General features: G+C 70.7%; 16 protein-coding genes and 2 pseudogenes. 11 read left to right on the plus strand and 7 right to left on the minus strand.

Annotation, left to right across the window (positions count from 1 at the left end; translation table 11 throughout):
• The coding region (locus tag D473_RS24045; RefSeq protein ID WP_033352527.1) for an HNH endonuclease signature motif containing protein at positions 1-699 on the plus strand (699 nt) is incomplete at its 5' end.
• A gap of 820 nt (positions 700-1,519) precedes the next feature.
• Here D473_RS24045 and D473_RS0102550 read toward each other — a convergent pair.
• A complete protein-coding gene (locus tag D473_RS0102550) occupies positions 1,520-2,119 on the minus strand; it encodes a flavin reductase family protein (protein WP_026126531.1) in 600 nt (199 codons plus the stop codon).
• 50 nt (positions 2,120-2,169) lie between these two features.
• On the opposite strand from D473_RS0102550, the gene D473_RS0102555 reads away from it, so the two are divergent.
• The gene (locus D473_RS0102555) at positions 2,170-3,126 is read left to right on the plus strand and encodes a threonine ammonia-lyase (RefSeq protein WP_017607529.1); all 957 of its coding nucleotides are present in this window, start codon (positions 2,170-2,172) and stop codon (positions 3,124-3,126) included.
• 4 nt (positions 3,127-3,130) lie between these two features.
• Here the strand turns inward: D473_RS0102555 and D473_RS0102560 are convergent, their stop codons facing one another.
• A complete protein-coding gene (locus D473_RS0102560; RefSeq protein WP_017607530.1) occupies positions 3,131-3,394 on the minus strand; it encodes a hypothetical protein in 264 nt (87 codons plus the stop codon).
• A 176-nt stretch (positions 3,395-3,570) separates the two neighbouring features.
• The gene (gene purB, locus D473_RS0102565) at positions 3,571-5,001 is read right to left on the minus strand and encodes an adenylosuccinate lyase (RefSeq protein WP_017607531.1); all 1,431 of its coding nucleotides are present in this window, start codon (positions 4,999-5,001) and stop codon (positions 3,571-3,573) included.
• Positions 5,002-5,153: 152 nt separating this feature from the next.
• Here purB and D473_RS0102570 point away from each other — a divergent pair, with 152 nt between their 5' ends.
• Both D473_RS0102570 and D473_RS0102575 read left to right on the plus strand, forming a co-directional pair.
• The gene (locus D473_RS0102570; protein WP_017607532.1) at positions 5,154-6,551 is read left to right on the plus strand and encodes a sensor histidine kinase; all 1,398 of its coding nucleotides are present in this window, start codon (positions 5,154-5,156) and stop codon (positions 6,549-6,551) included.
• Positions 6,518-7,207, plus strand: a complete 690-nt coding sequence (locus D473_RS0102575) for a LuxR C-terminal-related transcriptional regulator (RefSeq protein WP_017607533.1) — start codon at positions 6,518-6,520, stop codon at positions 7,205-7,207. The genes D473_RS0102570 and D473_RS0102575 overlap by 34 nt, the downstream gene beginning before the upstream one ends.
• 126 nt (positions 7,208-7,333) lie before the next feature.
• On the opposite strand, the pseudogene D473_RS26245 reads toward D473_RS0102575, so the two are convergent.
• Positions 7,334-8,387 (minus strand): annotated as a pseudogene (locus tag D473_RS26245) (pyridoxal-phosphate-dependent aminotransferase family protein).
• A gap of 271 nt (positions 8,388-8,658) precedes the next feature.
• On the opposite strand from D473_RS26245, the gene D473_RS0102585 reads away from it, so the two are divergent.
• The 5 genes from D473_RS0102585 (at position 8,659) to D473_RS0102605 (ending at position 13,860) form a co-directional block, all read left to right on the plus strand.
• Positions 8,659-9,555, plus strand: a complete 897-nt coding sequence (locus D473_RS0102585; RefSeq protein ID WP_017607535.1) for an oxygenase MpaB family protein — start codon at positions 8,659-8,661, stop codon at positions 9,553-9,555.
• 141 nt (positions 9,556-9,696) lie between these two features.
• Positions 9,697-10,944: a sensor histidine kinase gene (locus D473_RS0102590; RefSeq protein ID WP_033352531.1), complete on the plus strand. Its 1,248-nt coding sequence runs from the start codon at positions 9,697-9,699 to the stop codon at positions 10,942-10,944.
• Positions 10,945-11,227: 283 nt separating this feature from the next.
• Positions 11,228-11,521, plus strand: a complete 294-nt coding sequence (locus tag D473_RS0102595) for a DUF3099 domain-containing protein (RefSeq protein ID WP_017607537.1) — start codon at positions 11,228-11,230, stop codon at positions 11,519-11,521.
• Between the two features lie 168 nt (positions 11,522-11,689).
• A complete protein-coding gene (locus tag D473_RS0102600) occupies positions 11,690-12,223 on the plus strand; it encodes a GNAT family N-acetyltransferase (protein WP_017607538.1) in 534 nt (177 codons plus the stop codon).
• Positions 12,224-12,366: 143 nt separating this feature from the next.
• The gene (locus tag D473_RS0102605; RefSeq protein ID WP_017607539.1) at positions 12,367-13,860 is read left to right on the plus strand and encodes an aminopeptidase P family protein; all 1,494 of its coding nucleotides are present in this window, start codon (positions 12,367-12,369) and stop codon (positions 13,858-13,860) included.
• A gap of 413 nt (positions 13,861-14,273) precedes the next feature.
• Here the strand turns inward: D473_RS0102605 and D473_RS0102610 are convergent, their stop codons facing one another.
• Together D473_RS0102610 and D473_RS0102615 are read right to left on the minus strand one after the other, a co-directional pair.
• Entirely contained in the window at positions 14,274-14,675 is a 402-nt protein-coding gene (locus D473_RS0102610) for a hypothetical protein (RefSeq protein ID WP_033352533.1), read from the minus strand.
• Positions 14,676-14,706: 31 nt separating this feature from the next.
• Positions 14,707-17,901: a BTAD domain-containing putative transcriptional regulator gene (locus tag D473_RS0102615; RefSeq protein WP_206539008.1), complete on the minus strand. Its 3,195-nt coding sequence runs from the start codon at positions 17,899-17,901 to the stop codon at positions 14,707-14,709.
• A 322-nt stretch (positions 17,902-18,223) separates the two neighbouring features.
• Here D473_RS0102615 and D473_RS27945 point away from each other — a divergent pair.
• Together D473_RS27945 and D473_RS27410 are read left to right on the plus strand one after the other, a co-directional pair.
• A pseudogene (locus D473_RS27945) lies at positions 18,224-19,635 on the plus strand (MFS transporter).
• Complete coding sequence (locus tag D473_RS27410; protein WP_161626402.1) at positions 19,632-19,769, plus strand: hypothetical protein; 138 nt, start codon at positions 19,632-19,634, stop codon at positions 19,767-19,769. Before D473_RS27945 ends, D473_RS27410 begins: the two are co-directional and overlap by 4 nt.
• Before the next feature lie 184 nt (positions 19,770-19,953).
• Here D473_RS27410 and D473_RS0102630 read toward each other — a convergent pair whose 3' ends face one another.
• Positions 19,954-20,757, minus strand: a complete 804-nt coding sequence (locus D473_RS0102630) for a peptidoglycan recognition protein family protein (protein ID WP_017607544.1) — start codon at positions 20,755-20,757, stop codon at positions 19,954-19,956.
• Positions 20,758-20,951 lie beyond the last annotated feature (194 nt).

Below are 20,951 nucleotides of genomic sequence, written 5' to 3' on the forward strand. Positions count from 1 at the left end.
GACGGGGAGGCGCCCGTTTCGCGGTATGCGCGTACCTATGACGCGCTCATGGCGGCGATGACTATGGCCCATGGCCACCACGGTTGTCAGAGGGCGCCGGGTCCCAAGGCGGTCATCAACATTACCGTGCCCCTGTCCACCCTGATGGGCCTGAACACCCAGAACCCCAACCCGGACCCGGGCCAGCTCCAGAACCAGGACGGGGATCAGACCCCGGTCCCGGGTCCGTGTGGGGGCGGCGGGCCGGCGCGGACCGAGGACGGCAACGTCCTGGCCGCCTCGGTGGTGCGGGCGATGGCGCCGGAGGCGCAGTTGCGCCGCCTGGTTTTCGATGACCGCACCGGCCTGCCCCTGGACCTGGGCCGGGCCCAACGCCTGGCGCCCGGCTATTTGCGCACGTTGGCGTTCGCGAAGCACTCCACCTGCGCCTGGGGCGGCGGGTGTGATGTGCCGGTCTCGCGGTGCGAGGCCGACCACATCACCGAGTTCTCCCACGGCGGCACCACCAGCGCCGCCAACCTTCAACCCCTGTGCTCGACCCACAACCGGCTCAAGTACCGCCGCAACACCCGCCGCACCCGGAACAAAACCGGAACCGGAGCCGGGGCCAAGGCCCCGCCGGGAAGCAAGAACCGGCCGGACGGCGAGGCCCCGCCGGGCCCGCCGGGTGCGGCCGGCCCACCCGACTCCACGGGCTGACACCACCACCCTCACCCCCGGGAAGAGAGCACCCCGGGGCCTGCCCCATGGCACCCCCCGGCCGGGAGGCATTGTTCCCGGCCAGAGGCGCTCGGGTGGGTGTGTTCGGCGGTGTAGGCGGGTGAGGGCACGCTTTACAGTCATCCCCGGCGCCGAAAACGACTGCAAAGCGAGGGCTCGTCCCGCACACCCCGCTGTTGGTGCTCATGGGAGCACTGTCAACACTCGAGGCCTGGCCCCGGGGCCGGCCTGGCGGCCGAGCCTGGCACTGGTAGCAAGATCCCGGGCAGCAGGGCCTTCCCGAACTGCGCACACGCCACTCGCCCCCGGCCTCAATGCCGTCACCGGGAGTGCCGGGGCCAGGCCTGTGCCTTCCGCAGGGGTGAGCCACCATGCCCACGCCGCAAGCGGTGGTCACAATGTGGCCACCCGAGGGGGTTTGGTAGTTGGGACCCCACTTCTTCGGCCGGATGAGAGGGCCGGCCGGTAGGTGTTCGGCGGCGAGAGCGGAACAGCCCGGCGTCAAGGGGTGGACCGCATACCCCGAGGCGCCCCACACCAACCCACCACAACCCCGCCACCATCCCCACCCGGGGAAAGGTGTGTGGCGGGGCGCCGAAGCGGGTTGCGGAAAGCCCCGGCCGGGCTAAGCTCGACGCTCCGACGAACACCACCCACACCAACCAGCCCATGAACTCTCCCCCGACCCCGGTCCTGACCCCGGCCCGGCCACCCGCAGGAGCCAACAGCCGCGCACATGCCACAAGCAGTGGTCGCAGTCCTCCCACTCGGTCACAGTCCTCCCACCGGACAGGACGACTCAGCCGGGCTGGTAGGGGAGCCGGTCGATGGCGCGCACCTCACCCAGCGCCGACCACTCGTTGCGGCCCAGACGCGCGAGCGGGCGCAACAGCTCCACGTCGGGGTGGCCGTCCTCGGTGAGCACCGCCTCGTCCACGGCGATGTTGACGACCCGGCCGAAGACCACGGTGGAGTTGCCCAGACGCAGCGTCGAGTGCAGTTCGCACTCCAGCGCGGCCGGTGACCCCGCCACGCGGGGCGGCCCCACCAGGCTGCTGGCCCGGCGCTCCACACCCAGCTCGTCGAACTCGCTCAGATGCGCCGGATAAGGGGTCCCGCTGGCGTTGATCTGGTCCTGCAACCACTCCGGGGCCAGGTTCACCACGAATTCGCCGCTCTCCTCGGCGTTGGCCAGGGAATCCTTGCGGCGCACCGAGGTGAACTGCACGATCGGTGGTTCGACGCACGAGACGGTGAAGAAGGAGTGCGGGGCCAGGTTGTCGACACCCTCGGTGGAGGTCGTCGAGACCCAGGCGATCGGTCGGGGGACCACCACGGCCGTCATGAGCTTGTAGAAGTCGCGGCCGGACAGGTCCTTCGGGGTCCATTCTGTACGCATCACCATCCATTGTCCCGTGTGCGTGACACCGGCCAGGGCATACTCGCCTGATGGAGCTTGTCACCGCCGACGACGTGCGTGCAGCTGCCACCCGGATCGCCGGACTGGTGGTGCGTACGCCTTTGACCACGGGGCCTGGAGCCGACGCCGGTTTCTGCCTCAAACCCGAGAGCCTGCAGCCCACCGGTGCCTTCAAACTGCGCGGGGCCGGCAACGCGGTCGCCCTGCTCGATCCGGACCGACGCGCCAACGGGGTGGTCACCCACTCCTCGGGCAACCACGGTTTGGCGCTGGCGCAGGCCGCCCGCGCCCAGGGGGTCGCCTGCACGGTCGTGGTGCCCGAGGGCGCCCCGCCGGTGAAGGTGGACCGTATCCGCGAGGTCGGGGCCCGCGTCGAGCTCGTTCCGGCCGAGGAGCGTCTCACCCGGGCGCGGCAACTGGAGGAGGAGCAGGGGTTGGCCCTGGTTCCGCCCTTCGACGACCCGAACGTGATCGCCGGGCAGGGCACCGTCGGGTTGGAGATCCTGGAACAGTCCCCGGACGTGGAGACCATCGTGGTTCCTGTCGGCGGGGGAGGGCTGGCCTCGGGGGTGGCCACCGCTGCCCGTACCGTCCCCGGGGTCAGGGTCGTGGGGGTGGAACCGGAGCTGGCCGCCGACGCCGCCGAGAGCCTGCGCCTGGGCCGCCGCGTCACCTGGCCGGAGGAGTTCACCGGGCGCACCATGGCCGACGGGGTGCGTACCGGATTGTCGGATCGGACCTATGAGCACCTGAGGGCCCGTTCGGAGGGCATCGTCACCGTCACCGAGGACGAGATCGCCCACGCCGTCACGGTGCTGGCACGCCAGGCCCGCTTGGTGGCCGAACCCAGCGGTGCTCTGGCGGCCGCCGCGATCCTGTCCGGCCGGGTCCCCAGTGACCCTGCGCGGCCCGAGTCCACGGTCGCGGTGGTCTCCGGCGGCAACGTGGACCCGGACCTGTTCGCCCGCCTGGTCGCCACCGCGTGAGAGCTCAGGGGGTGCTCGGTTCGCGCCCGTTGGCGGCTACGGGGCCGGTGGGGGCGCGGGCGGCCAGGTCCCCGGCCCCGTGCAGACCGTTCGGCAGCTCCGCAGTGGGCTCGTCCGGCCCCTTCGCTGTCTGCTCCGAGGTGGCGGCGCGGTCCTCGCGGCGGCGCATGGCCATGTCGGACAGAACGGCAAGGCCGAAGGCGGTGACCAGCACGGCGATGACCGCGAGGACGGTGAGCGCGGTACCGAAGGACGTGGGGTCGATCATGAGGGGCTCCGGGAGTGGGGTTGACGCCGTCGTCCCTAACCGTAATAGGTGTTAACTTTCAAACCCACTGTTCGCGACAGTGAACTGCGCCATACCCGTGGTGGTGGGAACGGGCCGCGATGCCGCGGGGCCCCGCCCGGAACGGACGGGGCCCTGCACAGCAGATTTCGCGAACCTCAGAGGATCGCGCCCGGAGTGTAGGCCGCGGCCTCCGGGTGGGCGGAGAGGACCTCCTCCACCCGCTCGACCACGGAAGCGACCTGGTCGGCGGCCGCACCCGTGAACGTCAGGCGCTCGGCCAGCAACGCGTCCAGCTCGGCCCGGTCCAACGGGAAACGCCCGTCCTCGGCCAACCGGTCCAGCAGCTGGTTGCCGGCGCCCTCCTGGCGCATCGCCAGGGCCGAGGCCACCGCGTGCTCCTTGATGACCTCGTGCGCGCTCTCCCGGCCCAGGCCCGCACGCACCGCCGCCATGAGCATCTTCGTCGTCGCCAGGAACGGCAGGTAGCGGTCCAACTCGGCCGATACCACCGCGGGGAAGGCCCCGAACTCGTCCAGCACCGTCAGCATCGTCTCGACCAGGCCGTCGAAGGCGAAGAAGGCGTCCGGCAAGGCCACCCGGCGCACCACCGAGCACGACACGTCGCCCTCGTTCCACTGGTCCCCGGCCAGCTCACCGGTCATCGACGCGTACCCGCGCAGGATCACCGACAGCCCGTTGACCCGCTCGCACGAACGTGTGTTCATCTTGTGCGGCATCGCCGAGGAACCCACCTGGCCCTCCACGAAACCCTCGGTGACCAGCTCGTGTCCGGCCATCAGCCGGATCGTCTTGGCCAACGAGGAGGGACCCGCAGCCAACTGCACCAGAGCCGTGACCGCCTCGAAGTCCAACGAGCGCGGGTAGACCTGGCCCACACTGGTGAAACGGTGCGCGAACCCCAGGTGCGCGGCCACCTCCTCCTCCAGGGCGGCCAGCGCCGAGCGGTCGCCCCCGAGCAGGTCCAGCATGTCCTGGGCCGTGCCCACCGGGCCCTTGATCCCGCGCAGGGGGTACCGGGCGATGAGCTCCTCCAGGCGCCCGTGGGCCACCAGGACCTCGTCGGCGATGGAGGCGAACCGCTTGCCGAGCGTGGTGGCCTGGGCCGCGACGTTGTGCGAACGCCCTGCCATCACCGTCTCGCCGTACTCCGCGGACAGCCGCCCGAGCCGCGCCAGCAGCGCCACCGTGCGGTCCCGGGCCAGCACCAGGCTGTCGCGCACCTGCAACTGCTCGACGTTCTCGGTCAGATCACGCGAGGTCATGCCCTTGTGCACGTGCTCGTGCCCGGCCAGGGCGTTGAACTCCTCGATCCGCGCCTTGACGTCGTGTCGCGTGACCCGCTCACGTTCGGCGATCGAGGCCGGGTCGACCTGTTCCAGGACCTTCTCGTAGTCCTCGACCACACCGTCGGGCACGTCCACGCCCAGACGTTTCTGGGCCCGCAGTACGGCCAGCCACAGCCGCCGTTCGGCGACCACCTTGTATTCGGGGGACCACAGCCGGGTCAGTTCCGGGGACGCGTACCGGGCGGCCAGGACATCGGGGATCAGCGGTTTCGCACTCACGCCGCCTCATCCTAGCGGTCCGCCACCGCCCGCGGACGCCCAGCTCGCAACGCCCGCGCCAGAGACCGCGTGCGCGGGGTGGTGCAGGCCCCACCCCAGGACGGTGGCGCAGCCGATTCCGGTCGCCGGTCCGGATCCCTAGCGTTGGAACCATGTACGAACACAGCGTTGCCATCACCGAACGGAACCGTCCGCGCGGTCCCGACACGATCCTGCACGCCCTGCTCCGGCCCCGGTTCCTGTTGAGCACATGGCCCTGGCGCGCGCTGGCCTTCAGCGCCGGCAGCATGGCCGTGCTCGGAGCGCTCCTCTCGGTCGCAGGCCCCCTCTACGCGCCCTGGGCCATCTCGCTCGGTCTCGTGCTCGTGGACCCCGGGGCCTTCCTCGGCGGGGTGGGCATCGTACTGGTCCTGTCCGGCCTGACGTTGGGAGCGCTCTTCGGCCCGCTGCTGGGCCTGGCCCTGGGCATCGTCGACCGGTGGCGCCTCGGCCTGCTCCACGACCACGCGTCCCCGAACGGCCACCGCTCCGTGAGCGAACCGGGCCCGACTGCTTGGCTGCGCGTGCGCTACACCGAGGCCGCCACCTGGCGCGAGGTCGCCTACGCCGCGATCTCACCCCTGATCCACGCTCTCACCGCATTCGTCGTCCTCAGCCTCGTCCTGTCCGCGTTCCTGTTGGCCCTGTCCCCGCTGCTGCTCACCACCCCCGGGGAGACCGTCGCCCTGGGACCGCTCACACTGACCAGTCCCCAGCAGGCCCTGCCCTACACTCTGGCCGCCCCGGTGCTGTTGGTCCTGGTGCTCTATGCCAACGCGTTCCTGGCCGGGATCCACGGGCTCATCGCCCGTGCCCTGATCACCGGGCCCCCGCCCGAGCAGCTGCGCGCCGAACTCACCGAGGTCACCGACTCCCGGGCCCGCCTCATGGGTGCCTTCGAGCACGAGCGCCGACGTATCGAACGCGACCTGCACGACGGGGCCCAACAGAAACTGGTCGCCGTGCAGATGGACCTCGGGATGGCCCGGCTGGACCTGGAAGAAGGCAGCGAGGCCGACCGCCGCGTGGCCGCCGCCCACACCCGCACCGGCGAACTCATCGACGACCTGCGCGAACTCGTGCGCGGCATCCACCCGCGCGTGCTCGTCGACCGCGGCCTGCCCGCGGCCCTGGGCGAGCTGGCCGACCATACCCCCGCCCCCGTCACCGTCGATACCGATCTGCCGCGACGGCTGCCCTCGCACGTGGAGGCCACCGCCTACTTCGTGGCGGCCGAGGCCCTGACCAACGCCCACAAACACACCGAGGCCCGCACCGTCACCGTGCACGCCCGCGTCCACGGTGAGGGCCCCGACGAACGCCTGGTCCTGGACGTGTCCGACGACGGTCCCGGCGGCGCAGACACCGCCGGGGGCAGTGGACTGACCGGCATGGCCGACCGGGTCGCGGTGATGGGCGGCACAATGGAACTGTCCAGCCCTACGGGCGGCCCGACCCGAGTACGAGTGGAGCTGCCGTGCCAGACCGACCCGACCCCGCCGACACCGTGAGCTCCGTCCCGACCGTGCTCGCCGAGGACGGTGTCCTGCTCCGGGAAGGGCTCGCGGGCCTGCTGGAACGCTTCGGTTTCCCCGTCGCCGCCGCCGTCGGGGACGCCGATGCCCTCAGGGAAGCCGTGGCCGAGCACCGGCCCGCGCTCGTGGTCACCGACATCCGCATGCCCCCCGACCACACCGACGAGGGTCTGCGCGCGGCCGTGCGCCTGCGCCGTACGGAGCCCGGACTGGCGGTGGTGGCCCTGAGCCAGTACGTGGAGCTGAGCTATGCCTCCGACCTGCTCGACTCCGGTGACGGCACCGGGGTCGGGTACCTGCTCAAACAGAGGGTCGGGGACGTGCGTGAATTCGCTTCGGTGCTGCGCCGGGTCGTGGAGGGCGGCACCTTCGTCGACCCCGAGGTGGTGCGCCAGCTCCTGCGCCGCAGCTCGGACCCGTTGGAGCGCCTGACCGACCGTGAACGCGAGGTCCTGGCGCTCATGGCCCAGGGCCACTCCAACAGCGCCATCGCCCGGCAGCTCGTCGTCAGCGACGCCGCCGTGGGCAAACACGTCGGCAACATCCTCGCCAAACTCGACCTGCCGCCCGACGACAACATCCATCGCCGGGTGCAGGCCGTCCTGGCCTACCTGCGGGCCGAGGCCGGTTGACCCCCGGCGCCTGCGGGGGCGCTGTGAAGCGCAGGAAGCCCGGGTACGGGCCCGCGCCGAGCGGCTCACCCGGCGCGGGCCCGTCGAGTAGTGGCAACGGCCGGTACGGAGGGTCGGCGGAGCGGGCTAACGCCCCAGGACGCGGCGCAGAGCGCCCAGAACCAGCTCGGCCCGGTCCAGGCGGGCGTTGTGGCCCATGAGGCCGATCCGNCCCGTAGTCGCGCAGCAGCTGCTCGCGGACCTTGCCCGAGTCCACGTCTTCGGGAACACGCACCGACGTCAGCTGCGACAACCGGTGCCCTTCGGCGGCGAACAGTTCCAGGCCCATCTCCAGCAGTCCCTCGCGCAGCCGGGCACCGGCCGCCTCGTGCCGTGCCGCCACGGCCTCCGCGCCTTCGGCCTCGATACGGGCCAGTGCCGCGTCCAGGGAGGCGACCATCGAGGTCGGTGCGGTGTGGTGGTAGGCGCGACCGCCCGGGCCACCGCGCACGTAGGCACCCAGCAGCCCCAGATCGATGTACCACACGGGCGGGGACTGCACCCGCCGCTCCCAAGCGCGCTCGGAGAAGGTGAAGGGCGCCAGACCCGGCGCCACACCCAGGCACTTCTGGGTACCGGCGTAGGCGATGTCCACCTGCCACTCGTCCAGCTCCATGGGCATGCCGCCCAGGGAGGTGACGCAGTCGGCGATCAGCAGGGTGTCGTCGGAGCGCTCGCGAAGGGCCCGGCCCAGAGCACCGATGTCGCTGACCGCGCCGGTGGAGGTCTCTGCGTGCACAGCGGCCACCAACGCGGGGGAGGGGTGGGCGTCCAGGACTCGCTGGACGTCCACGGGCCGGCCCCACTCGTGGTCGACACGGATCACCTCGGCACCGTAGCGTCCGGCGACCTCGCACATGCGCTCGCCGAACAGTCCGTTGACAGCGACGACCACCGTGTCACCGCTGCGCACGGTGTTGGCGAAGGCCGCCTCCATGCCCAGGGAACCAGTGCCGGAGAGCGGAAGGGTGAGCGGGTTCTCGGTGCCCCACAAAGAACGCAGGCGTTCGCAAGTGCGTTCCAGCAAGGCGATGAACTGGGGGTCCAGGTGGCCGAGCAGGGGCGTCGCCAAGCCCAGAGTCGCCTCCGGGTAGGGATTGCTGGGCCCTGGTCCCAACAGGGTGCGTTCGGTAACTGACATGGACACACACTAGACAAGTCGTTCCGAGGGGTGGTGCCAGGGGTCGCCGGCGGTCAGGGGCCGCAGCGCCGACCTGGCCGAACAGCACCGGGCCGCCGGCGAGGTCGGTTCCGGGCCGAGGCACCCGCCGGGTCCGGCCCCCTCCCGCACGGACCGCACGGCGTCTGTTCCGTGCCTGCGCTGCCGACGATCCTTCCGGGGCCCGGTCCCGTAGACGCCGGGGGCGCCGACTAGTCTGGGCGGCGGCGCGGAAACCCCTGAGGAGGACCGGATGGAGCTCACCGTCGCCGCACCCGAGAGCGTGACCTGGAAGATCCACCTGGACCGCATGATGTGGGTGGCGGGGGTGCGCGCCTTGATGCTCCAGGCTCTGCACCCGCTGGCCATGCGGGGGGTGTGGCAGCGCTCCGATTTCCGTGACGACCCCACCGGGAGGCTGCTGCGCACCGCCCACTTCGTGGCCGTGACCACCTACGGCAGCCCCGAGGAAGCCCGCGCGCTGGGCGAACGTGTACAGCGTGTGCACCGCTCCCTCGCCTTCACCGACCCCGACACCGGACGCACCCACCGGGTCGATCAGCACGACCTGCTCGTGTGGGTGCACTGCGCCGAGATCTCCTCCTACCTGGAGACCACCGTGCGCGCCGGCCTGAAGCTGAGCCCCGCCGAGTGGGACCGCTACGTGGACGAACAGTCCCGCACCGCCGAACACGTGGGCCTGGACCGTGACGACGTGCCGCGCGACGTGGCCTCCCTGCGCCGCTACCTGGCGGGTGTGCGTCCCCAGTTGCGGGTCACCCCCGAGGCCGAGCAGGCCGTGCGGTTCCTGCTGTGGCCCGATGTGCCCGAGCGCCTGGCCCGGCTCGCCCCGCTCAAACCCCTGTGGCTCCCCGTCGGGGCGCTGTCCTACTTCACCCTGCCCGCCTGGGCCCGGCGCGCCTACCGGATCCTGCCCGAGGTTCCCGGTGCGTCCACGGTCACCACCGAGAGCCTGCGGCTGCTGCGTGCCGGTCTGCACAGCATCCCCGAGCGTTACTACGACCAGCTCTTCGACGAGGCCACCGTCGCCAGCGCCGACCGGGCCAAGCAGCGCCTGACCGAGGCCGGGTACCGGATCGACGACGGCGGTTTCCGGGCCCCTCGGCCGACCCTCGCTGCCCGGCCCTGAGTACCGGAGGCGGCCGACGGGGCCACACGGGCCGCCCGCACCGCCGGGGCCAGGGCCGAGAGCGAAGGTGTGGCGGACGAAGACCGGGGAGACGGCGACCGCGAGCGGAGCGCCCTCCAGCAGGTTCTAGACTGTGCACTCATGCACACACGGACAGGCCTTCTGGCGCGTCCCCTGCGGCTCTGGCGGGGGTTGGGCGCACAACGGCAACGGGAACTGTGGCTGATGGTGACCGACTGGTGCTGCGCCCTGGCGGTGCTGTTCTTCGGTCTGCTCTTCCAGATCCAGTCACTGGAGGGCTGGGGGCTGGTGGGCGGCGCCATGGGTGACCTGTTCGAGCGTGAGTCCGACCGCTACGGTTCCCTCCTGCCGGGACTGCTCTACATCGGTCTGCCCGTGCTGCTCGCGGCCGCGGTCACTCTGGCGCGCCGTCACCGGCCCCCCTTGTTGATGGGGGTCGCACTGATCCTGTTGGCGGGGTTCGGCAACATCGTTCCGGCGCTGATCGCCGTGTACTCCTCCCCGGTCCATTTCCCACGCCGTGCACTCCTGGCGGTGTGGAGCACGGCCCTGGTCGTGGCGGCGTGGGCGGTCTTCGCCCAGGAAGATGCCGGTGTGTCCGTCATGGCAGTCCTGGGCTTGTTGCTCCTGCTGATGTTGGGGCTGTACGTGGGCACCCGGCGCCAACTGGTGGAAGGCCTCCGGGAACGCGCCGCCCGCCTCGAACGCGAACAGCACCTGCTGGCCGAACAGGCCGTGGGGGCCGAACGCACGCGTATCGCCCGGGACATGCACGACGTGGTCGCCCACCGGGTCAGCCTCATCGTGCTGCACGCCGGAGGGATGGAGGTCTCCACGGCCGACCCGCACGCGGCCGAGGCCGCCGAGTTCATCCGCGGTACGGGACGCCAGGCCCTGGGGGAGCTGCGCGACATCCTGGGGGTGCTGCGCGAGTATCCCCGGAGTTCGGTGTCGGCTCCGCAGGTCCCGGACCTGAGCCGGCTCCGTGGCCTGGTCGCGGAGTGGAAGGCCGCGGGGATGGACGTCGAACTCTCCGGCAGGCTCTCCTGGAACGCTCCGGCCGCCGTGCAGGGCGTCGCGCACCAGGTCGTCAGGGAGGCGCTGACCAACGCGGCCAAACACGCGACCGGTGCCCAGGTCCGGGTGGCGGTGGAACACGCAGAAGGGGCGTTGGAGGTCACGGTCGCCAACGGGCCGGCACGGGGCAACGTGATGCCGGTACCGAGCAGCGGGTTCGGACTGGCCGGGCTGCGTGAGCAGGTGGACGGCGAGGGCGGCCGGCTGGAGGCGCACGAACGAGCGGACGGCGGCTGGGAGTTGAGCGCGAGGCTGCCGGTGGAGGAATCGGCCCGTCCCAGCAGGCCATGACGGCCCCGGCGCAGGAGACCCGTGTGCGCCGGAGCAGGCTCACCGACCCGGTGCGCCGGCCGCGGACCCCACGGCCACCGGGTGCCCGGACCCCGGTGGGCCCGTACCGCCTCCGCGGCGCCGCCACCCCGCCACCGGACAGCAGCGGTTCGATCTGTGCGCGGTCGTGCGAAGGGGCGAGCACGTCGTCGTGGCGGCCCAGGGACCACGCGCACCCGGTGGAGACCCTCTGCCTGCCTCCCGCCCTCGGGCGGGTAACGAGGGCGGCGGTAGCGTGGAAGATGTGCTCCCTGAGTACCACCGCGACCGGGAGGTGCGCATGAAACGCCGGGTACGCCAGTACAGCCTCCTCATGGGAACCTGTGTTCTGCTCTTCGCCGCGTCCGCGCCCGTCTACTTCCTGTTCGGTACCGGATGGGCGGTGGCCATGTGTGTGGTCGCCTCCGTGCTGCCTCCGGTGGCGATGACCCTGGGCAACCTCGCCGACCCCGACGACCCCAGGGACCACGACGCCCGCTACGGGACCAACGCCGACCCGCAGGACCACGACGGCGGGGAGGGGCCCGCGCCCCGCTGAGCCCGGCCCGCCGGGTGAAGCCTTCCTGGACGGCGGTCCCGCCCGCACGGTGTGAGAGGTCCGACTCCGGGCGCGCATGGCGGACCAGACCGGCCCCGCATAGGATTCCGGGCGGACCATGCGGGCACCGGGAGCGGCGTCCGGCCGAGCTCGGGGAGGAACGAAAAGGTGACCCACACCGGCAACGACCAGCACCGCACCGCTGCCCCCGAAGGGGCTCTGCGCATCCTGACGGTCGAGCACGACGACCCGCGCGTGGACGGGCTCCTGGCCGGGTTGCTGGAGGAGTACACCCAGCGCTACGGGGCCGACGGCGCCGCCTACGAGCTGTCCCGGTACCCCGTAACGGAGTTCGTGGCCCCCGACGGGCGAATGGTCCTGGTCGAGCTCGAGGGGCAGGTCGTGGCCGGCGGCGCCGTGCGTCCCTACCGCACCGACCGTTCCCAGGAACCGGAAACGGCCGAGTTCAAGCGCATCTGGACCTCCGACCGGCACCGCCGCAGGGGCTTGGCCCGCGCCGTCATGAACGCGCTCGAGCAGGCCGCCCGCGACCTGGGCTACACCCGTGTGGTGCTGTTCACCGGACCTTCCCAGCCCGAGGCCGTGGCCCTCTACGAGCGCCTCGCCTACCGTCGCCTCGACCCCGCCGCGATCGACGACCTGCCCTACCCCAAGGCCATCCCCTTCGCCACCGAGCTCTAGCACCGGCCGGTCTCATGGCCGGTGGAATGGTCCGCGCACGGGCCGGTCGGCGCTCCGGGGCCTAGGATGGGAACCGGGCCCGGGCCCTCACCAGCGGCCCCGGCCCCGCACGAGTCCGCACACCCCACGAGGAGAGAACCCACGTGAGCGACCAGCAGCGTCCCGGAGACCGAGCCGACGCCTTTGTGTTCACCCCCCGCAAGAACGGCCAGTCCCAGTCGGTCTCCGACGAGCTCGCCGCGTGGATGGGCACAGGGTGGGCCGACACGGAGGTGCGCGACCTGGACCCCATCGAGCAGGCCCCCCACACCGCTCGCCGCCGTGCCGCCCTCAGCGCCGCCTTCCCCGGTGAGCGCCTCGTCGTGCCGGCCGGTCAGCTGGTGACCCGCTCCAACGACACCGAGTACCCCTTCCGCGCGGCCACCGATTACGCCTACCTCACCGGCGACACCGCCGACGGCGGGTGCCTGGTGCTGAGCCCGAACGCCGGCGGCGGCCACGACGCGCTCCTCTACCTCAAGCCGCGCTCGGACCGCGAGAACGGCGAGTTCTGGCTCGGCCAGTACGGCGAACTGTGGACCGGGCGCCGCAACAGCCTCCAGGAGGCCTCCGTCCTCTTCGGCGTGCCCACCGCCGACGTGCGCACCCTGCCCGAGGACCTGCGCACGGGAACAGCGACCCTGCGTGCGGTGCGCGGCCACGACGAGGACGTGGACGCCCTGGTCGACGAGGTGCGCGGTGGCGCCGACACCGAGGCCCGCGCCAAGTCCGCCCGTCTGGACGAGGAGCTCGGTGTGGAGCTGGCCGACCACCGTCTGGTCAAGGACGAGTGGGAGGTCGCCCAGCTCCAGCGCGCCGTCGACGCCACTGTGCTGGGCTTCAACGACGTGGTCGCTGCGCTGCCGCAGGCCCAGGACACCTCCGAGCGGTTCGTGGAGGGCACCTTCTTCCTGCGTGCCCGCGTGGAGGGCAACGACGTCGGTTACGGCACCATCGCCGCCTCCGGCCCCAACGCCACCACCCTGCACTGGACCCGCAACGACGGACCGGTCCGCGAGGGCGACCTGCTGCTGCTGGACGCCGGCGTGGAGACCACCACCCTCTACACCGCCGACGTCACCCGCACCATGCCGGTCTCGGGCACCTTCACCGACCTGCAGCGCAAGGTCTACGATCTGGTGTACGCCGCCCAGGAGGCCGGTATCGCCGCGGTCGCCCCGGGCCGTGCCTTCGGTGACTTCCACCGGGCCTCCCAGCGTGTGCTGGCCGAGGGCCTGGTCGAGTGGGGGCTGCTGGAAGGGCCGGTCGAGCGTGTGTTGGACCTGGGCCTGCAGCGCCGCTACACCCTGCACGGCACCGGCCACATGCTCGGCCTGGACGTGCACGACTGCGCCGTGGCCCGCCAGGAGGCACACCTGTACGGCGAGCTGGAGGCGGGCATGGTGCTGACGGTGGAGCCGGGCCTGTACTTCCAGCCCGACGACCTCACCGTCCCCGAGGAGCTGCGCGGTACCGGCGTGCGCATCGAGGACGACGTGCTGGTCACCGAGCAGGGCCGCACGGTCATGTCGGCCGGGCTCCCGCGTTCCTCCGCCGAGGTCGAGGCCTGGCTGGCCGAGCGTATGCCGCGCGCCTGAGCCCACTGCCCGCGGTGTGGGCCGCAGGGCACTCGTGAGGCCGTGTGGGCCGTCTCCCGTCGGGGAGGCGGCCCACACGTGTGTGCTTTCCGGCCGGGGAGCAGAGGCGGACGCGGGCCCATCGCCCTACCCCCTGACGGCGGGGGGCGAAGACGACATGCCCGACGGGGTGCCCGTTCTGCGCCACTACCGTGACGGCACCAGCGTGCTCTTCGCTGTCCGGGAGAACGCGGGTTCGCCCCGCCCACACGACAATGGCGGCTCCTGCAGCACGTCAGGGCCGGCCCCAGCAGGATCGAAGACATCGCCGAGGCCGCACTCGCACTCACCCGCGTCGAACACGGACACCTGGCATAAAACTCGCTGGAATCACCTCTTGGGGCCGGGAGTGCCCCGTGCCGGGCCGGGGCACCTCACCCGGCTCCTCCGGTCCCGCCCAAACGCGTGAAACCCGCGATGCGTCGGTGGATCGAGATGGGAAGGTCGCGGCCGAAGGACTCCAAGGAAGCGCTCACCCCCGAATCGGGACGACCGTAGACATCGAGCCGTTCCACCGAGCAGTGTTCCATCACGTCGCCGATGTGGTCGGACGATATCCGCCAGTGTGTACGGATGGACTCGGAATCGGCGTAGAGCTGGAAACTGTGTGCGAGCATGTTCTCCTCGTCGGAGAAGAATTCCACCATGATCTGGGGAGCGCGGTCCTCGGTGAAACGCACGGCGCGTTCGGCGGCGACCCGGAAAGCCTCCCAATGTCCTTCCCGGACGCGCATGGTGTTGTGGAACAGGATCGGTGCATCGGACGTGATCGGCATGTGCCTCATCCTTCTGCTCGCACCGGCGCTGTCAAACCCCGCGTGCCGGTCCTTCCGACGGCAGTTCGTAGCCTGCCGACAGGGCACGGTGGTGGGTACGGCCGTCCTCGTGCGCCGCTGCGAAGGCCTCCTCGCTCATGGCCGCCCGCAGCGCGGCGCTGATGCGCTCCCCGTCCACGCTCTGCGCTTCCGGACAGGAGGGTGAGGCGAGTTCGCGCACCGCCTCCGCCGCGCCCAGCATGCGCGCGGCCTCGGCCTCGCGTCCCGCCAACGCGTGCGCACCGGCCGTGCCTTCCAGTGACAGGGCGACGGTGAGGGGTGAGCCTGCCTCGTCGGCTGTTCTGAGCCCCCGGACGTGCTGGGCGTGCGCTCGGTCCGCATCACCCTCCGACTCGGCCACGAACCCGAGTTCGATCAGGATCTGTGCTTCGCCGAGCAGGTAGCCGATCCGCCGGTAACCTTCCAGGGCCCGTCCGAGGTGCTTGCCGGCCTCGGCGAGACCGCCGCGTCGGCGCGCGCACTCACCGAGACCCTTGCGTGCCGACAGCTCCCAGAAGAGGTTGGACTGTTCCGAGGCGATCTCCAGGGCCCTGCGGTGGAACCCCTCCGCGTGTGCGAGGTCCCCTTGCAATAGTGACACGTCTCCGAGTTTGGAGAGTCGGGAAGGGACGTCGGTCCACAACCCGAACTCCTCCGCGATACGCAGGCCTTCGTGCAGGAGTGCGGCGTTCTCGTCCAGGTCGCCGTTGATCCGTGCCAGTTCCGCCAGGTTGCCGATGGCCTGCATGCGCCCCCAGTCGTCGCCCAATTCCCGGAAGAACGTGTGGCTCAGCGATGAGTCCTCCCGTAGGGAGGCCAGATCGCCGACCTCGAGCGAGTGCCACCCCTGGGTCCACAACACGGCTGCCTGACCCCACAAGTCACCGAGCTCACGGAAGCGTTCGAGCGCCGCGTCCATGAGCGCCTGGCCCTCGAAAGGGTGGCCGAAGTTGACCATGGCCGCCCCGTGGAACCATTCGGCACGGGCGCGGCCGGTGTCTTCGATGCGCTCGTCCGCGGCCGGCGGACCGTGCTCGTGGAGGACGGGGCTCCCGGACATGAGGGAGATCCCCCTGTGCCAGGACCTGGCGGTCTCGACCAGGGAGGGGAACGAGTCGACCCCCGGCGCACGCAAGGCCTGGCCCAGGGCGCGCGCACCTTCCGCGAGCCTGCCGCGCAGGATCCAGTACCAGGCCAGGGCGTTGACCAGACGCAATGCCGATTCGGTCTCCCCGAGGCGGAGCGCGCTGTCCAACGCCCTGTACAGGTTGGTGCTCTCGGTGTCCAGCCGACCCAGCCAGACGTGCTGCTGGGGGCCGCGCAGGAACGTCTCCGCCCGTTCGGCGATGTTTCTGTAGTGCTCCAGGTGCCTGAGCAGGAGCTGATCCTGCTCTCCGGCCCGGCGCAGTTTCTCCCAGCAGTAGTCCGAGACCGATTCCAACAGGCGATAACGGGGGCCGTCCGGTCCGTGCACGGGGATGATCAGCGCGTGGTCGACCAGCCCCGACAGCAGGTCGAGCACTTCTTCCGGGGAGACGTCTCCGCCGAAGCAGGTGTTCTCGGCGGCCTCGATCGTGCAACCGTCGACGTGGACGGCGCTGCGTCGCAGGACCTCGCGCTCGGCCCCGCTCAACAGGTCCCAGCTCCAGTCGATGGCCGAGCGCAGGGTCTGCTGACGCCCGGGGGCGCGTCGCGCACCGACATTGAGGAGGTGGAAGCGCTGGTCCAACCGGTTGGAGACCTCACGTACCCCCAGGGCGCGGATCCGCGTGGCGGCGAGCTCCAAGGCCAGTGGTATCCCGTCCAACCGGCGGCACAGGATGGCGACGGCCTCGGCGTTCGACCCGTCCAGGACGAACCCGGGGGAGGCCGCGCGCGTACGTTCGACGAAGAGCCGGACCGCGTCCGTTTCCAGGAGCGCGTCGAGTCCGGTCCCTTCCGTCGCCGAGGGGACCTGGAGCGGGGGGACCGCTTCCACGCGTTCACCCGGGACCCCCAGCGGTTGCTGACTCGTCGTGAGCACACGCAGTCCTGTGGCTGACGACAGCAGGTGCTCGGCGAGGGCAGCCACCTGGTCGATCACGTGTTCGCAGTTGTCCAGGACGAGCAAGGTCCTCTTGTCGCGCAGGACGGCGCACAGGCGCTCCACCGGACCTGGGGAACCGCCGTCCGCGCTGTTCGCGTCGTCGCGGACACCGGTCTTCCTCGCCACGGCCTCGGCGACACTCGGCGGCGACGGGCGTTTCCGTGCCGTCCGGTCCGCCGCATGGTCGTGTGCGGCCAGCTCGACCACGTGGACGCCGTCGGGGAAGTCCTCCCGCGAACGCACCGCGACCTCCATCGCCAGGCGTGTCTTGCCCACTCCGCCCGGACCGTGCAGCGTGACCAGCCGGTCCTGGGCGAGTGTCCGCTCGACCCGCGCCACTGCAGGAGCGCGCCCGATCAGACTGGTCAGCGGGACAGGCGCCACGGCGACGGGCCGGGTGCGCGACGATGGGGGCTCGAGCCGCGGATCCTGGCGCAGGATGTCCTGGTACAGCTCCAGGACGGCGGCGGAGGGATCGGTTCCGAGCTCTTCGGTGAGATGTGTGCGCAAGCGTGAGAAGGCGGCCAGAGCCTCACTCTGGCGGCCGGACCGGTACAGCGCGAGCATGAGTGTCGAGCACAGCCGTTCCCGGCCGGGGTAGCGGTACATCTCGGCGCTCAGGTCGTCGGCCACAGAAGCATGGTCGCCGAGCTCCACCCGGGCTTCGCCGAGGGCTTCCAGAGCCGTGATCCGTCGGTCCTCCAGACGGGAGGCCACCGCGGAGAAGTACGGGTCGGAGAAACCTTCGAAGGCCGGGCCGCGCCACAGGCCGAGCGCTTCCCCGAGCGAGGCGGCCCTGTCAGTGGGGTCCCCGGTGCCCAGCGCGTCCGAGAGCAGGGCCTCGAAGCGGTCGGAGTCCACTGTTTCGGGGGCCGCGGTCAGCGCGTATCCCTGGTGCCGTGTGGCGATGAGCTGCCGCCCTCCCGTTTCCGCCGTCTCCAGAACACGTCGGAGCTGCCACACCTTGGTCTGCAGGGCGGTCGAGGGATTGCGCGGAGGTGAGTCCCCCCAGATCAGCTCCGTGAGCTGGTCGTTGAGAACGGTCCTGCCCCGTTCGGCCAGGAGCACGGCCAAAAGGGTGCGAATTTTCGTCTCAGGCACGTCGAGGGCCTTTCCCGACGAGGACCTGACGATGAGCTGCCCGAGACACGCGAAGTGCATGGGCCCCAAGTTAATCCAGTCCTAACGGTCCCGCGAGAAGAGCGTGAGCGTTCCATGAGTATTTCCGGAGCCGGGCGTGAGGGCCGTGACGCAGACTCCTCGGACAGCTCGCGGAGTCGCTGTTCGCGCTGCACGCCTTTGCACCCGCAAAAAGATGGAGTCCGCCATGTCCTCGCAAGGAGGGGTGCCCCCGCCCGGGAGGGCGGGGGCCAAGGAGTGGGTCGGCCTACTGGCCCTGGCGTTTCCGCTGCTGCTCATCGCCATGGACAACAACGTGCTGTTCCTGGCGACCCCGCACATCAGCGCCGACCTCGGCGCGAGCGGCACGCAGATTCTGTGGATCCAGGACATCTACACCTTCATGGTCGCCGGTTTCCTCATCACCATGGGCAAGCTCGGTGATCGCATCGGTCGCAGGAAGCTGCTGTTGATCGGAGCCCTCGCTTTCGGGCTGGCCTCGGTGCTCGCGGCCCTCTCCGTCTCCGCGGAGATGCTCATCGCGACGCGGATCCTGCTGGGTGTGGCTGGAGCGGCCCTGGCGCCGACCTNTGTTTCATGGGAGGGGCCGCGCTCGGCCCTGCCGTGGGCGGCATGCTCCTCCAGTACTTCTGGTGGGGATCGGTCTTCCTCATGGGCGTGCCCGTCATGCTGCTCACGCTGCTGCTGGGGCCGTTGCTCCTGCCGGAGTACAAGGAGGAGCGGCCCGGAAGCCTCGACTTCACCAGTGCAGGACTCTCCATGGCGGCCGCGTTCCCGCTCATCTACGGGCTCAAGGAGCTGGCCAACGACGGTTTCCGCTGGAACGCTCTGCTGGCGATCGCCATCGGGGCCGTATTCGCGTACCTCTTCGTGCGCCGGCAGAACAGCTTGGAGAGCCCGCTCCTGGACATGCGGCTGTTCAAGCTGCGTTCCTTCAGCGGTGCACTCGGTACGCTCTTGATCGGCCAGCTGCTCATGGGCGGGACCCTGCTGATGCTGGCTCAGTACATCCAGGTCGTGCTCGGTATGGAACCGATCACCGCAGGAGTGTGGATGCTGCTGGCCACAGCGGCGATGGGCGCCATGGCCCCCATCGTGCCCAAGTTGGCCGTGCACATCGACAAGGCCGTGGTGATCGCCGGCGGTCTCATGGTCGCCACCCTCGGCTTCCTCTGTTTCGCGCTCCTCGGCCAGGATCCGAGCCCGGTCCTGCTCGGTACGGGCATGGTGCTCGCCTTTGCCGGCACTGCTCCCCTGATCATGCTCGCCATCGATCTGGTGGTCGGTTCCGCGCCCACGGACAAGGCTGGTTCGGCGGCGGCGATGTCGGAGACGAGCAGCCAATTCGGTCTGGCCTTGGGGGTCGCGGCTCTGGGCAGCCTCGGCACCGTGGTCTATCGTGCCGCGCTGGCACAGAACCTCCCTGGCGGGATCCCTCAGGAAGCGGCTCAGGCCGCGCAGGAGAGCGTGGTGGCCGGTGCGGGGGTCGCGGACGGTCTGCACGGGGACGCTGCAGTCCAACTGACGGAAGCCGTATTCACGGCGTTCACCACCGGTATGAACACGGTCGCAGCGGCGGCGGCGGTGCTCGCCCCCTTGGCGGCACTGGTCGTGTTCGGCCTGTTGCGCGGGCTCGGACAGGAGAAGGAGGCCTCCGACGAGGCCGAGGGCCGGGCACAGGAGGCCGACGGATGACGGCGATGACCGAGGAAGAACGGGAACACTTCCTGTCCGCCGGGTTCCTGGTGCAGGAGGAGCAGAACTGCCGCTACGCGTCGGTGGAGGGCCGGGCCGTCGGTCAGAGCCCGACGAGTCCCACGACCGCCTGAGGCGGTGGCGCCCACCCCCGTACTCGCCCCATCCGGTTGAGCCAGATCGCAGTCTCGCTCCTGGCCGGTCGCACCTTGGAACAGGGCCGGCCCGGGACCGGACATGACGGTGCCCGCCGTCGACGACGGCGGGCACCGGGTGCGGGCGGTCGACCTCGAGCGGGGTGAGAGGTCGTGCGCCGGGTCAGCGGGAGATGTCGTCGGGCCCGCGTACGGGGCCGTGGTAGAAGGCCTGGTCGGGCTCGTCGTCGGGTACCTGCGGGTAGCTGGGTGCGTCGGCCGGCTCGACCCGGCTGCTCGGAGGAACCCGCACACCCTTGGCCTCGAGCACACCCATGGTCCGGCTGCGCAGCTCGGGCAGCATCCCGTAAAGGACCTCGCCCGGGCACTCGGTGGCGTTGAAGTCGCGGTGTCCCACGATCGCGTCCGGGCTGAGCCCGTAGGCCTCGCACAGCCACGCCAGGGTCTCCACGAGGGCGTCGATGAGCTCGCCGGTGGGCTCGACGTCGGTGTAGGTCCCTTCGTTCTCGATCCCGATGGTGGTGTTGTTGTGGTTGGCCACGTGCGTACCCACGCACTGTGTGCCCTCGCGGATGGCCGGCAGCGCGCGGTTGCGGCCCTCCATGATGTGCCCGCCGCGGCTGATGGTGAGCTGCTGGCCGGCGTCGATCCATCCTTGGGTGTCCATGTGGAAGTCCTGGATGGACCTCGACAGCGCCAGAGCGGCGCCCTCGGAGAGATCGTCGGTGTTGGGGGTGGCGGTGTGGTGCACCACGATCCGGGTCGGGGGCTCGGCCAGGATCTGGACCGGGCCGGAAGGCGGGCGGGCGTTCCAGTCGCCGCGTGTGTACAGCGCTGGTTCGGCGATCCGGATCGGCTCGGCGTGCGCGGGCGAGACGGTGAGGGCGCCGCCGAGCACGGCCGCGCCGGAGGTCAGCGCGGCACCGCGGAACACGGTTCTGCGGTCGGGGCCGGGGGAGTGGGGCATGGAAGTTTCCTTCTGCAGGCGTTGGTGTGCCTGTAGTAAAGGAACATGCCCCTTCGGGTTTGGCAAAGGGGGGCAGGGAAGAATGCGGGGCCGAATCCGGCCACAATGTAAACCCGGTGCCCCTCTGGGGGTGGAGTCGCATTCCATGCTAGGTGAAGAGGGGGAGATTGTGTTCTTCTACAATCGTCCGCCCC

It is taken from the genome of Nocardiopsis xinjiangensis YIM 90004, from assembly GCF_000341145.1.
In the GTDB taxonomy this organism is placed as follows: Bacteria; Actinomycetota; Actinomycetes; order Streptosporangiales; family Streptosporangiaceae; genus Nocardiopsis; species Nocardiopsis xinjiangensis.